The sequence below is a fragment of the Myroides sp. TSA_177.3 genome, assembly GCF_052691955.1.
The window spans coordinates 1-13599 of the sequence record NZ_JBQZGD010000018.1; the positions used below are offsets into that span (position 1 = coordinate 1).

The following is a 13599-nucleotide window of genomic DNA, read 5'->3' on the forward strand; positions in this document are numbered from 1 at the left end:
TAAATGATATCAAGAAATCAGATAGTAAAGCTGACAGATCCGCTTTAATTGGTTATAAACCGGATGCTGTAAAAGGAGAAGCTTTAGTACAACGCAATGCAGTGTACGACAATGCGGCGTATAAATTAAAAACCTACGCTGTAGGCATTAAAATAAAATATGGTTTTGGCTTATAATACTACAAACACTCTTTAACTTACTAACATTTACAAATGAAAAAAAGGGACCTTACGAGGTCCCTTTTTACTTTATATTGCTTTTCTATTGTCATATGAACGAGTATCAATCAACTTATAATAAGGATCAATCCCCACTTCAGTTGGTTTTTCATCTACAATAATCGTAAACTCATTTTCAATGGCGGTTACTTTTACTTTTTGCAGATATAGCACTTTCTCTTTACTCTTCGCTTCTTTCGCTTTGGTGAAAATACCAACCTCAACATAATCAGCTAAAGGCAAAGATTCTATTTTCAAATTCTTATCTCCAGTAAAGACAAGCGGAGTTGTTCCTTGATCTGCATATATCTTTTCTCCTTTATCTCCGGCTCTATATTTACTCACATAAGCTTTGATTTTCACTTCATATTTACCTCCATCTAATGGCTTAATTTCAACTTTATCCACATAGTTATCATATAACGTAATGGTTTCAAACATATCTTTTACCATATAGCGCAAAGAATCAGGAGTAGCGACTTTAATATCATTCACTAATTCTGCAGAAATGGTATAAGGAGCTTCTTGAAAGGCAACTTTTTTCACATACTCTTTTAATACTCCATTCAAAACCGCATCTCCTAAATAATCACTCATCGTATAAAAGACTAAAGATCCTTTATTGTAATGGATGTATTGTTGATTTTCATTATACATCAAAGGTTTCTCTTTTTTAGACTCTCTTGATCGTCCACTTAAATAACCATCTAATGCATCTTTCAAAAAACGCTGCATTTGCCCTTTACCGTATTCTTTTTCTAATACCTTCAATGAACTATATTCCGATAAACTTTCGGAAAGCATCGTTGCTCCTTGTACATTTGCTCCAATCACTTGATGGGCCCACCATTGATGTGCTACTTCGTGTGCTGTTACTGAAAAAGGATAATCTACTGCATTTTCATCGGTATCATCTACATCTGCTACGAATCCAATTGTTTCAGAAAATGGAATCGTATTAGCAAAAGACTGTGCAAAACTTCCCATACTTAATGGAAACTCAATAATTCGCACTTGCTTGTGTTGGTAAGGACTAAAAGCTTCAGAATAATAGGTCAATGACTTTTTCACTCCAGACATCATGCGATCCAAATTGTATTCGTGTCCTTTATGATAGTAAATCTCAATATTGACATCCTTCCATTTATCGCGTTTTACTTCATAACGCGCTGAATTATAAGCATAGAAGTTCAACATCTTTTGATCCATTTTATAATGGAAGTAACGGCGATTTCCTTCGGTCCACTCTTTTTGTAAATAACCTGGTGCAATCGCTATTTGATCAGCCGATGTACTCACTGTGGTTTCAAAGTGAATCCAATCAGCATCACTGCTGATATACGTATTTTGTAAAGCGCGTTTGTCTGTTTGTTCCGCCATACGCTCTTTTGGTGCTAATCCGTGTTTTTTGCGAATTTCATCATCAGTCAACTCCCCACGGTCACTATATCCTAACGAAGGGAAATAACTATTGTTTAAGAACGTTCCGTTATTTAGGATAGGAGATTCTGAACGAATCATGGTATTCGGTTTGTTTTCTACAACAAATTCTAACGTTCTCGTTTCTCCTGCTTGCATCGGTGTATCCAAGCGATAAAAACTCACCCCTTGAATAGAATCAGTAGACAAAAATGTCCCTCCTTCTATAACAATCGTATTCTTTAAACTTGGATAGTAAGCCACGTACAAGCTATCTAATGCTTGCGTAGTTTTATTTTCCAGTATATAAGTTCCCCTTGCTTGGAAATTGTTCTGCTCTGGATATAAATCAACATCTACCTTTACATCTACAATGCGCGGTTGTGCCATCCATTGGTATTTTTTATACGTTTTTTCGTATGCTACTTGTAGAAGCTCTGATTCTTTGGCTGAATGAAACACATTCAATACCGTATTTTCATAATATAAATAAGCACCTAACCCTATAAAAGTCACAAAGAAAAGTAGAGTTGGTACGATAACAATTGCTTTTGAGCGTTTCTTTGCATAGTAAAAGCGCTCTTTCAATCCACTAAATACCCCTCTTCTCCAAAACAATAAGGTCAATCCGCTCAATCCTGCTACAAATAAGCTCCAATAAAGCGCATAGATTACGAACTTACCAAAATCAGCACTCGAACCGAAGCCATTCATATCCGAATAAGAAGGTGTCGGAATCGAATTAAAAAAGAAAATTGGTTGTTCTATTCCTATTTTACCAATTGCAGGCCATCCCATATTAAGCACAAGTAAAACGAAAAATCCAATAATATAATTTTTGAAAAACGTTTGTACTGCCAATGCCATCAAGGCCCAAATAATAAATTCAATCCAATCATACCCCAACAAACTTTGAAGGTATAGCCCAATTTCAAACTGATAAAAGCCGTTATACGCCTGAATTCCAATACTTGTTACCATGATTAATACCAACAACATCAATTGCAATCCAATCAAGGCAAAAAACTTCGAAACGAACAATACCCAGTTAGGAACTGCAGTCGAATCTACAAGTAAATTCATACGTGTATTTTCTCCACGGTGCACAAGCAATCCTGCTCCTAAAAAGGTAATCATCAAGATAAAGAAATGGAAAGTCGAGCCAGGAATCATCAACATTTGCCTTGTCAAGGGATAGGTTGATGTTCCATACATAGTCATAGCGAAACTGGCTACCAAAATCATAAACAATAAACCAACGCCAATCAAAATCAAGAATACGCGGTTACGCGCTAAAAACTTAAAATCGATTTTTGCAAAGGCAAACACATTGCTCCAATTGGCTTTGAGAGAAAAATCATAACGCACCTTTGGCAATACAATTTTAAAAATTCCTCCAAAGTTATTTTTCACTACACGATCTCCTTTTATCTTTCTCTTCCATGAGAATGTGGCTGGTTGTTGTTCAAATTTAAATACTTTACCTAAAACGAATAAAGAGATCAAACTGATTACCAACCAAATACATCGATTTAAAAGATAATACTTCTCTAGTGGTAAATTATTGACATTCAATTCCTCTACGCTCCAATAACGCGTATAATAGCTCAGAGCTTGTCCCCCAGAAGGATCTAATAAGGCACCTAATTCTCTATAATCTACATCAGCAGCAATACTATTAATGATCCCTTGCACAATCATGATGATGATGATGGTTATAAATCCAGTATAAATACTACGTGTCAATGTCACTACAGCAAACACAATCACGCCAATAAATAACATATTGGGAATTAAATTGATCAAGTATACTTGTACATAGTTCCACAATTCATTAGGACCTAACAACTCTGGATTTGCCCAAGGAATAAGAGTCGCTAAGAATGAACCAATTCCCATCATGATGCTAATCAAGAGCGTCACAAGAAAAGAACTAGTAAATTTACCTAGTAAATATTGCCATTTAGAAAAAGGATACGAATATAAAATATGGTGTACATTATATTTATAATCCCTGTAAATGGCCATTCCAATAATAGAAGGAAATAAAAAATACAGTAGCATATTGAATGAATCCAACATCACATTGAGTAAATAAGCGGAATTCATTTGCAATAAAGAAGCAGATGTATTTTTCACGGCATCAAAAACACCAATGGTCGACATCATCGATAAGAAACTTATCGCAAAGAAAATCGCTAGGTATAAGTAGAATACCCAGCTCTTAAACCAACGTTTAAGTTCAAAAGAAAAAACTGTTTTAAACATCCCTTAATCGTTTTTTAATGCAACAAAATAAACATCTTCCAAAGTTGGTTTAACCGATTCAAATCCTTCACTTGCTAAAGAATCCTCAGCATATACGCGAATTTTTAATCGGTTTTCTTGGTTATACTTTCCAGAAAGGATATTCAATTGGTTGTATTGATCCACCTCTTCTCTATTGATCTCTTTTAACCAAATACGTCCCGTTAATTTTTGTTCCGCTTCTTTCGGTGTGCTTCTTTCCAAAAGATGTCCGCCATTTAAGATAGCCATCTCATGACATAATTCATTCACATCATCTACGATATGCGTGGAAAAAATCACAATGTTATTGGTTCCAATTTCTCTTAGAACATTTAAGAAACGATGACGTTCAGCTGGATCTAATCCTGCTGTTGGTTCATCTACAATAATTAATTTAGGGTCATTTAACAACAATTGAGCAATACCAAAACGCTGTTTCATTCCTCCAGAATATCCACTTACGCTTTTGCGTCTTACTTCATATAAATTAGTTACTTCTAATACGCGATTCACAATTTCACGGCGTTCTGAAGCATTGGAAATTCCTTTTAATCGGGCAAAATAATCCAATAAATCCACGGCAGACATATTAGGATACACACCAAAATCTTGCGGTAAATACCCTAATACTTTACGAAATTCATTTTGCTGTTCTAAGATATTTATATCGCCAAATCGAATACTTCCTGTATCTGGCTTTTGTAGTGTAGCTATTGTTCGCATTAAGGTTGATTTTCCTGCTCCATTAGGCCCTAATAAACCAAACATCCCTGGTCCTATTTCTATTGATAAATCATCTAATGCTTTTACCCCATTTTTATAGGTCTTACTTAAATTTTCAATAACTAATTTCATACTTCTATTTTTTTGGTTTACTCTATAAGTATCCCGATTTACTCTTTTGTTACACAACACGCTAACTTATTCTTCTCTCTTCATCCTGAGTCCTATTTTTCTTCCTCTACTCAAACTACAATCCCTTGATGCTTTATACCCTTTACTTGAATTAAAATTTTTAATTTTGTCGCCTTATTTAGAATCACGATGATGCATCCTTTCTTGTCTATTCCGGCATTAAAAAAAATAAATTTTAAAAATGAGATTCTCGCCGGCTTAACCGTTGCGATGACCATGATTCCTGAATCACTATCTTTTGCTATCCTTGCAGGATTAACTCCTTTAACGGGGCTATATGCTGCTTTTTTAATGGGGATTATTACGGCCATCTTTGGAGGAAGACCAGGTATGGTTTCAGGAGGTGCTGGAGCAACTGTAGTGGTATTAATTGCCTTAGCCTCCCTCTATGGTGTAGAATATCTATTTGCTGCTGTAGTCTTAGCGGGTTGCCTCCAATTTCTTGTTGGAGCTTGTAAATTAGGTCGATTTGTTCGACTCATTCCTCAACCTGTGATGTATGGTTTTTTAAATGGATTAGCTGTTATTATCTTCTTAGCTCAAGTAGCGCAATTTAAAGTCACAACGGCGGATTCAACAACTTGGTTAACGGGAACATCCCTGTATCTCATGCTAGGGTTAACAGCTTTAACTATTGGTATTGTTTGGTTTTTTCCCAAACTAACAAAAAAGATTCCATCCTCCCTCGTTGCTATTGTGGTAGTTACCTTATTCGTTTTCTTTCTTCAAATTGACACGAAAAAAGTCATCGATATTGCAACCGTTAGTGGTTCTTTTCCTAGTTTTCACTTGCCTCTTGTTCCTTTTACTTGGGAAACTCTACAGATTATCCTCCCTTTCTCATTGGTTATGGCTGGTGTTGGATTAATTGAATCCCTCCTAACCTTAAATATTGTAGATGAAATAACCAATACCAAAGGCGATAGCAATAGAGAAGCTATGGCACAAGGTGGAGCAAATATTGTCAATGGATTTTTTGGAGGTATGGGTGGTTGTGCGATGATTGCTCAAACCTTAGTTAATATCGGGGCCGGTGCAAGAACCCGAATTGCAGGTATTATCGGAGCTTTAACCATTCTTTTCATTATTCTCATTGGTGGACCAGTCATCGAACAAATTCCGATGGCGGCTCTTGTTGGTGTTATGATGGTCGTTGCCATCTCTACTTTTGAATGGGTTTCGTTTCGCTTAATTACCAAAATGCCAAAGGCTGATATCTTTACCCTTTTTCTAGTGACAGCCATTATTATTTTCTCTCATAATTTAGCTTTAGCCGTATTGGTAGGTGTCATTGTTTCAGCATTAATCTTTGCTTGGGATAATGCCAAACGCATTCGCGCTAGAAAGTCATTCGATCAACAAGGCAATAAAATTTATGCCATTTATGGCCCTTTATTTTTTGGTAGTACAACCTCTTTCTCAGAAAAATTTACTCCTCAAGAAGACCCCAACAAAATCATTATCGATTTCAAAGAATCACATATCGCAGATATGTCAGCCCTAGAAATCCTCAAAAAAATAATTATCAAATACCAAGAGCTAAACAAACAAGTAATCTTGCGCAATCTTAGAGCAGATAGTATACGCTTGCTTGAAAACAGTAAATCCTTTCATCAAATTGAGATTGAACAAGAGGAAAATCAAGAAGAGTTAGTTTAAGCATAATGACTAACGAAAAAACGGCTGTTTTGATTCAAAAAAACCTAATTTAATTCTTCAAACAGAGAATAATAAAGAATACTATAATTATTTAACAAAAATACAAGCTATAAAATCATTTATTAGATTTTTTTACATACATTTGTTTACTAATAATTTAGAATAACTGAAAATCAAGTACATATTTGTGCTTTATCTTATAACTAAGGAAAAATTAAAAATCCAGCTAGTTTTAGACTACTACGGATTCTTTCTGATAACCCCTTAATCTGAAAGAAAAAAAGGCTGTTTGTTACCCAAACAGCCTTTTCTACTTTTTACTTGATGTAGTTTATTTCATTTTTAGGTTCACTCTCATCGAGAAACCCTTGTTGACGCATCCAATCATCACTATAGATTTTACTCATATAACGAGATCCGTGATCAGGAAATAGTAATACTACTACGCTATTTTCATCAAACATTCCTTGTTCTGCATATAAACGTGTCGCTTGTAAAACCGCTCCCGAAGTATACCCTAAGAATAACCCTTCTGTACGAGCTAATTCTCTAGCTACTAAAGCAGCATCTTTATCAGTTACCTTCACAAATTGGTCAATCACAGCAAAATCAGTAGCCGATGGAATCAAGTTTTTCCCTAGTCCTTCAATTTTATAAGGTGCTATTTCATTTGGATCTAGCTCTCCTGTTTCGTGGTATTTTTTCAAAACAGATCCATAAGCATCTACTCCTAAAATTTGAATAGCAGGATTTTTTTCTTTCAGATAACGAGCAGTTCCTGAAATCGTTCCTCCCGTTCCTGAACAACAAACAAAATGAGTGATTTTCCCTTTTGTTTGTTCCCAAATTTCTGGCCCAGTAGATAAATAATGTGCTTCTGTATTTAATTCATTGAAATACTGGTTAATATAAATTGACCCAGGTGTTTCTTCATGCACTCTTTTTGCTACTTCATAATAAGATCTTGGGTCATCAGCAGCCACGTTAGCTGGGCAAACATATACCTTTGCTCCCATCGCTCGCAACATATCAATCTTATCTGGTGATGATTTATCACTCACTGAAAGGATACATTTATATCCTTTAATTGCACTAATCATTGCAATACTAAAACCTGTATTTCCAGAAGTCGTTTCTACAATTGTTCCACCCGGTTTTAAAATTCCTTTTTTCTCTGCAGTTTCAATGATATGCAAGGCAATTCTATCTTTTGCCGAATGTCCTGCATTAAAAGCCTCTACTTTTCCGTAGAAATGTCCTTTTAATGAAGCGGTCACTTTGTCCAATTTCACTAAAGGTGTATCTCCTACTAAAGAGATTACATTATCAAAAGCTTGGATTTCTTCTTTCATCTTTTTTGTTTTTTAATGGGGTATTGCTCACAGAAATTGAGCGCAATACCTATACTAATTTAATTCTTTTTACTGTTTAATTCCGACTAAATCGAACATGAAAGCAAACTCTTTCGCTACTTCTTTTAAGGATTCAAATCGTCCTGAGGCACCTCCATGCCCTGTATCCATATTGATATCAAAATACAATTGGTTGTCATTGGTTTTGGTATCTCTTAATTTAGCTACCCATTTAGCTGGTTCCCAATATTGCACTTGCGAATCATGTAAGCCGGTTAAGATATACATATGAGGATAATCTTGTGCTTTTACATTATCATAAGGAGAATAAGACAACATATACTCATAGTATTCTTTTTCATTTGGATTTCCCCATTCGTCATATTCACCAGTAGTTAATGGAATACTGTCATCTAACATTGTGGTTACTACATCTACAAAAGGAACTTGAGCAATAATTCCTTGGTATAAATCTGGGCGTTCATTTGCGATTACTCCCATCAACAAACCACCTGCAGAACCACCCTCTGCAAATAAATATTCTTTGGAGGTATATCCTTGTTCAATTACATGAGCTGAACAAGCAATAAAATCCGTAAACGTATTTTTCTTCACTAATAATTTTCCGTCTTCATACCAATCGCGTCCCATATCTTCTCCACCGCGAACATGCGCAATAGCGTAAACAAAACCGCGATCAAGTAGGCTCAATCTCGTAGTAGAAAAATAAGGTTCCATTGTAATTCCATACGATCCATACGCATACAATAAAAATGGATTGTTCCCATTGCGTTCCATTCCTTTTTTATACACCATTGATATCGGAATTTTAACTCCATCTTTTGCTGTAGCCCAAATTCGCTCTTCTACGTAGTTCTGCTTATCGAAATCTCCCAATACTTCTTGTTCTTTCAAGATTTCTTTCTCTTGGGTACGCATATTAAAATCAATTACCGAAGACGGTGTATTTAACGATTGATACACAAAGCGGAAATTTTCTGTTTCAAAATCAGCATTAATTTGTGCTTGTGCATTATATGTTTCGCTTTCAAAAGGCAAATAATACGCTTGTTCTCCTTCTTTCCAAGGTTGAATTTTGATATGAGGAAGTCCATTAGAACGTTCTGAAATCACCAAGTAATCTTTGAAAATATCAACACCTTCTAGCAATACATCTTCACGATGTGGAATCAGTTCAGTCCAATGTTCAGTTGCAGTTTGTGTTTCTGGGCAAGACATTAATTTAAAATTATCCGCATCATCCTTATTCGTCAGAATATAAAAGCGGTTATCATAATGCGAGATCCCATACTCTACTCCTCTTTCTCTTTTTTGGAAAATTCTAAATTCACCTTGTGGATTATTCGCCTCTAAAATTTGATATTCACTAGTTAAGGTACTTTCACTTCCAATAACGAGGAATTTTCTAGATTTCTCTTTGTAAATAAAAGTATCAAAAGTATCATCCGTTTCGTGGTACACTAAGACATCTGCTGTCATTGGCGTGCCAATCACGTGCTTATAAATCTTATCTGAACGCAAGGTAACTGCATCCTTTCGGGAATAAAACAATGTCTTATTATCACTTGCCCACGTAGATGCTCCCGTTGTATTAGTAATTGCTACATCTAAAACCTCTCCTGTAAGAAGATTTTTTACATGCAGGGTATATTCTCTTCGAGATACGGTATCCACACCATAAGCCACCCATTGATTGTCTTCAGATACGGTAATTCCTCTTAAATGAAAATATGCATATGGTGCAGCCATTACATTACAATCGAACATAATTTCTTCTTCTGCCTCTAAACTTCCTTTTTTACGGGAATGTATAGGATAATCTTTTCCTTGCTCAAAACGCGTAATATAATAATAGCCATTGTAGAAATAAGGCACTGATGAATCATCTTCTTTGATTCTGTTTTTCATTTCTGAGAACAAGCGCTCTTGTAAGTCTTTCGTATGAGCTGTAGAGGCTTGGTAATAAGCTTTCTCAGCTTCTAAATAAGCTAATACTTCTTTATTCTCTCTGTCGTTTAACCAAAAATAATTATCAATACGCACTTGGTTATGCGCTTTTAGTTCATGAGGTATTTTTTTAGCTACAGGAGCTTGAATAGATTCGTTCATTTCTTTGATTTAAAATACAAAAATACGTGTTTTTCAGGGGGAAGACTAAGATTTGATCCATAGTTTTAGAGCACCCCACTGCAATATATCCTACAATTTAGCTTGTAATTTCTCTTTAGCTGTCGCGAGCCATTCCTCTCGCAATAAGCCAAAAATGGCACTATCTCTACGAGTACCATCCGTTCTGATTTTATTTTTTCGCAAAACACCTTCTTGTTTACACCCTAAACTAAGAATAGCCGCTATGCTGCGTTGATTTTCATTATCTGCTTCAAATTCGACACGCTCAAAACGAAGTTTTTCAAATAAAAACTCAAATAATAGATATTTACAATTCTTATTTACTCCTGTACCTTGAGCAGATTTACTATACCAGGTATAGCCAATCGCGCTAACCTTATTGCGCACATCGACGCGATAATAACGAGTAGAACCCACAAATTTCTGCTGCTCTTTGTCCCATACGACAAAAGCATATCCTTGCTTTTCTTTGCGCATGGCCAACGCAGATTTTACATATTTAATCATGTTTTCGTTATCTGTTGGTTTATCAGAGGAAAAATACCAGATATCGGATTCATTTAGTGCGTAATACAGTAAATCAACGAGGTGTTTTTCACTTAAAGGAATGAGCTTTACACGATCATTCTCTAAAACATACTCTTTTGTAAAATCAAAAGTAGCAGGAATTTCAAGGGTTGAAGTCATAGATTGTTTGGTTAAGTTTTACCCGTATTTAACTCAAAGATATTCATACTTTTTGGGCTAAGTACGAACCTTTAACAGCATACTAACAAAAAAGAGATAGTGAATGGACTATCTCTTTCTTCGATTAATTTTCTTCGACTAATTTATGTTTAAAATCGTCAACTTGATTTTTGAAATCTACCAACAAAGCAGCATCTAAAATCCCTTGCTCACGATCAAAGTTTTCATGAAACTTAGGTAAGGCGAATGTAGTTAAGATATTTCCTCCAAAAGCGGGGAAAATCGTCTTAGCAATATTCATTGAATTTTGAGCTCCATATCCGCCAGGTGACGTTGATAAAAGAAGCATAGGTTTATTTTGAAGTAACTTCAAGTCTAATCTCGAACACCAATCAAATAAGTTTTTGAATCCTACTGTCCAATTTCGATTATGCTCCGCCATCGAACAAATAAGCACATCTGCCTCCTTTATTTTGGCTAAGAATGCCTTCGCTTCTTCTGGGCAATTCTCCTTTTCGCAATCTACAGAGAATACAGGTACTTTATAATCATTCAAATCAATCAATTCAACCTCATATTCTGGAAAAAATTCCAACGCATAGGTTGCAAATGCTTTATTAATGGAAGTCGTAGAAATACTAGCTCCAAATCCTACTATTTTCTTTTTCATCTTTACTTGCATTACAGTTTATCATAGGCAGAAAATCCTAAATCAACGATTCTTTTCCACTCCGGATGTTTTTTGATATAAGCAAAAACAAGCGGACAAAACGGCATCACCGTTTTATTGTGTTCTTCTATAAACATCAGCGTCTTTTCAATCAATGCTGTTGCAACACCACGACCAGCTAATTCTTCAGGACTTTCTGTATGAATTAAGTGGATACGCTTACTATCTTCTTTATAATCAATAAAAGCAGTATATCCATCTACAGTTAATTCAAATCTGTGATTTGCTGTATTTTGTTTCACAGCTAAGGGCAAAAATTCTTCTTTCATCTTTTTTTGTATTAACGGGTGTTATAGTATCAAAAATACGGATTATAAATTCGCTAATCCTTAATGTAAATTAATTTATAGGGAAGATAATACAAAATTTGTTCTGGTCTTTCTCCATATCATGAACAAAACTTGAAAAGAATATACTATTTTTGTCACACTAAATTTTAATGTACTATATTATGTTTGGCGACTTAATGGGAATGATGGGTAAATTACAAGAAACCCAAGCTAAAATTGAAGAAACAAAAAAGAGATTAGATACTATACTAATTGACGAAAAAAGTAGTGACGAATTACTACAGGTTACTTTAACAGCAAACAGAACAATTCGTTCCTTATCCATTTCGGATGAATTAATGGAAGATAAAGATCAATTGGAAGATTATCTTGTTCTAGTATTAAACAGAGCCATTGAAAAAGCTACAGCAATTCACGAGGCTGAATTAGCAGCGGCTGCCAAAGATGGTATGCCTAATATCCCAGGGTTAGATTTATTTAAATAAGAATAGGATGAAAAAATATATGGGTATTGCCTTACTCTTAGGCGCTTCACTTCTTGCTTCATGTAGCAAAGACACAAAAGGAACAAACAACCTAACTATTACAGGAAAAATAGAAGGCTTAAAGCAAGGGAAAGTATATCTATACCATGTTCAAGATACTGTTTTCACTGCTATAGACTCTGTCGTTTTTGATGGAAAGTCATCAAATTTCGCTTTCAAACATCATTTAGAATCACCAGAAATGCTTTTCCTTTCATTAGATCGTGGACATAGTAATTCTATTGATAATCAATTGGCCTTTTTTGCAGAACCAGGAGCAATGACCATCGAAACGACATTGAAAAACTTTTACAAGGACGCAAAAGTACAGGGATCACAAAGCAATGAACTATACAATGAGTATCTTAAGTCAAGAACTCTCATTACAGATCGTCAAAACGATTTATACATAGCCTTATTTGAAGCTCAAAAAACAGCAAATGCTGCTCAACTAGACAGCTTACAAGGCGTAAGTAAAAAATTAGCAGGTCGTTTATACTTGAATGCGATTAACTTTGCTTTAAACAACAAACATTCTGATGTAGCTCCTTATATTGCGCTTACTGAATTATATGATCGCAATATCAAATACTTGGATACCATTTATAATGCGTTAACTCCTGAAATACAAAATCACAAATACGCAAAAAGTTTGAATGAATTTATTCAAGAAAGAAAAAAAGAAGAAACGAAAGTAACTGAATAATCGTAAATTGTCCTTTGAATCAAAGGACAATTTTTTTTTATGTCATTACAAGCCTCTTTACAATTCCTACTTCATTTAACGGATAATGAAGCTCAGGAAGCTGCCAACTATTTTGTTCCGCATACCTACAACAAGAATACCTCTTTACTAGAAGTAGGTAAAGAAGCTACTCAGCTTTTCTTTCTTACAGAAGGCTATATCCGCATTCATGCTGATTTTGATGGAAAGGAAATTACACAGTGGATTAGTGCACCGAGTTATTTTATTACCGATTTATCTTCTTGGCTTTTTGATCAACCCGCGAGATGGAACTTTACCACCTTGACTCCTGTTTCCTTATTCTCCGTTTCAAAGAAAGACTACCAACAGCTACAAACGAAAATCGCCGATTGGCAAACCAAAGAACGAAATTTCATCGGCCATTGCTTTCATCAAATGGAACAGCGAATTTTTCAATTCTTATCTCAAAATAGCGAGGAGCGTTACCATGCTTTTTGCCAGGATTACGCCTTTTTATTCAATCACGTACCGCATCAGTATATTGCCTCTTTATTGGGTATGACGCCCGAAACACTGAGTAGATTAAGGCGAAAATAAATCTCCCCTGTTTTCTTGATGTATATCAAGAGTTCCTAATTCAAAAGCAAAGATATTTGTGT

Annotated in this window: 11 protein-coding genes; 4 read left to right on the forward strand and 7 right to left on the reverse strand. The window is 35.2% G+C overall.

The features are described from left to right. Positions 1-248: 248 nt before the first annotated feature. Both ACUTSE_RS14310 and ACUTSE_RS14315 read right to left on the reverse strand, forming a co-directional pair. A complete protein-coding gene (locus ACUTSE_RS14310; RefSeq protein ID WP_445640735.1) occupies positions 249-3905 on the reverse strand; it encodes a M1 family aminopeptidase in 3657 nt (1218 codons plus the stop codon). Between the two features lie 3 nt (positions 3906-3908). Next, positions 3909-4781, reverse strand: a complete 873-nt coding sequence (locus tag ACUTSE_RS14315; RefSeq protein WP_115091679.1) for an ABC transporter ATP-binding protein — start codon at positions 4779-4781, stop codon at positions 3909-3911. Between the two features lie 192 nt (positions 4782-4973). Here ACUTSE_RS14315 and ACUTSE_RS14320 point away from each other — a divergent pair, with 192 nt between their 5' ends. After that, entirely contained in the window at positions 4974-6500 is a 1527-nt protein-coding gene (locus ACUTSE_RS14320) for a SulP family inorganic anion transporter (protein WP_445640777.1), read from the forward strand. Positions 6501-6817: 317 nt separating this feature from the next. On the opposite strand, the gene ACUTSE_RS14325 is transcribed toward ACUTSE_RS14320, so the two are convergent. The 5 genes from ACUTSE_RS14325 to ACUTSE_RS14345 form a co-directional block, all read right to left on the reverse strand. Next, complete coding sequence (locus ACUTSE_RS14325) at positions 6818-7852, reverse strand: PLP-dependent cysteine synthase family protein (protein WP_002987226.1); 1035 nt, start codon at positions 7850-7852, stop codon at positions 6818-6820. Positions 7853-7921: 69 nt separating this feature from the next. Beyond that, positions 7922-9982, reverse strand: coding sequence for a S9 family peptidase (locus tag ACUTSE_RS14330; RefSeq protein WP_445640736.1), 2061 nt, complete (start codon positions 9980-9982; stop codon positions 7922-7924). A 90-nt stretch (positions 9983-10072) separates the two neighbouring features. Beyond that, a complete protein-coding gene (locus ACUTSE_RS14335; RefSeq protein ID WP_445640737.1) occupies positions 10073-10690 on the reverse strand; it encodes a GNAT family N-acetyltransferase in 618 nt (205 codons plus the stop codon). A gap of 124 nt (positions 10691-10814) precedes the next feature. Next, the gene (locus ACUTSE_RS14340; RefSeq protein WP_445640738.1) at positions 10815-11360 is read right to left on the reverse strand and encodes an NADPH-dependent FMN reductase; all 546 of its coding nucleotides are present in this window, start codon (positions 11358-11360) and stop codon (positions 10815-10817) included. Positions 11361-11371: 11 nt separating this feature from the next. Further along, positions 11372-11689: a GNAT family N-acetyltransferase gene (locus ACUTSE_RS14345; protein WP_445640739.1), complete on the reverse strand. Its 318-nt coding sequence runs from the start codon at positions 11687-11689 to the stop codon at positions 11372-11374. Between the two features lie 182 nt (positions 11690-11871). Here ACUTSE_RS14345 and ACUTSE_RS14350 point away from each other — a divergent pair, with 182 nt between their 5' ends. Genes ACUTSE_RS14350 through ACUTSE_RS14360 form a run of 3 tightly spaced genes read left to right on the forward strand, consistent with a single transcriptional unit; the run spans position 11872 to position 13537 of the window. Next, complete coding sequence (locus ACUTSE_RS14350) at positions 11872-12195, forward strand: YbaB/EbfC family nucleoid-associated protein (protein ID WP_002987236.1); 324 nt, start codon at positions 11872-11874, stop codon at positions 12193-12195. 7 nt (positions 12196-12202) lie between these two features. Continuing rightward, a complete protein-coding gene (locus ACUTSE_RS14355; RefSeq protein WP_445640740.1) occupies positions 12203-12940 on the forward strand; it encodes a DUF4369 domain-containing protein in 738 nt (245 codons plus the stop codon). A 39-nt stretch (positions 12941-12979) separates the two neighbouring features. Then, complete coding sequence (locus ACUTSE_RS14360; RefSeq protein WP_445640741.1) at positions 12980-13537, forward strand: Crp/Fnr family transcriptional regulator; 558 nt, start codon at positions 12980-12982, stop codon at positions 13535-13537. Positions 13538-13599 lie beyond the last annotated feature (62 nt).

Coding starts and splice junctions, on each gene's coding strand:
- ACUTSE_RS14310 (WP_445640735.1), bottom strand. CDS start 3,905: ATGTTTAAAACAGTTTTTTCTTTTGAACTTAAACGTTGGTTTAAGAGC.
- ACUTSE_RS14325 (WP_002987226.1), bottom strand. CDS start 7,852: ATGAAAGAAGAAATCCAAGCTTTTGATAATGTAATCTCTTTAGTAGGA.
- ACUTSE_RS14335 (WP_445640737.1), bottom strand. CDS start 10,690: ATGACTTCAACCCTTGAAATTCCTGCTACTTTTGATTTTACAAAAGAG.
- ACUTSE_RS14355 (WP_445640740.1), top strand. CDS start 12,203: ATGAAAAAATATATGGGTATTGCCTTACTCTTAGGCGCTTCACTTCTT.
- ACUTSE_RS14345 (WP_445640739.1), bottom strand. CDS start 11,689: ATGAAAGAAGAATTTTTGCCCTTAGCTGTGAAACAAAATACAGCAAAT.
- ACUTSE_RS14360 (WP_445640741.1), top strand. CDS start 12,980: ATGTCATTACAAGCCTCTTTACAATTCCTACTTCATTTAACGGATAAT.
- ACUTSE_RS14315 (WP_115091679.1), bottom strand. CDS start 4,781: ATGAAATTAGTTATTGAAAATTTAAGTAAGACCTATAAAAATGGGGTA.
- ACUTSE_RS14350 (WP_002987236.1), top strand. CDS start 11,872: ATGTTTGGCGACTTAATGGGAATGATGGGTAAATTACAAGAAACCCAA.
- ACUTSE_RS14320 (WP_445640777.1), top strand. CDS start 4,974: ATGCATCCTTTCTTGTCTATTCCGGCATTAAAAAAAATAAATTTTAAA.
- ACUTSE_RS14340 (WP_445640738.1), bottom strand. CDS start 11,360: ATGAAAAAGAAAATAGTAGGATTTGGAGCTAGTATTTCTACGACTTCC.
- ACUTSE_RS14330 (WP_445640736.1), bottom strand. CDS start 9,982: ATGAACGAATCTATTCAAGCTCCTGTAGCTAAAAAAATACCTCATGAA.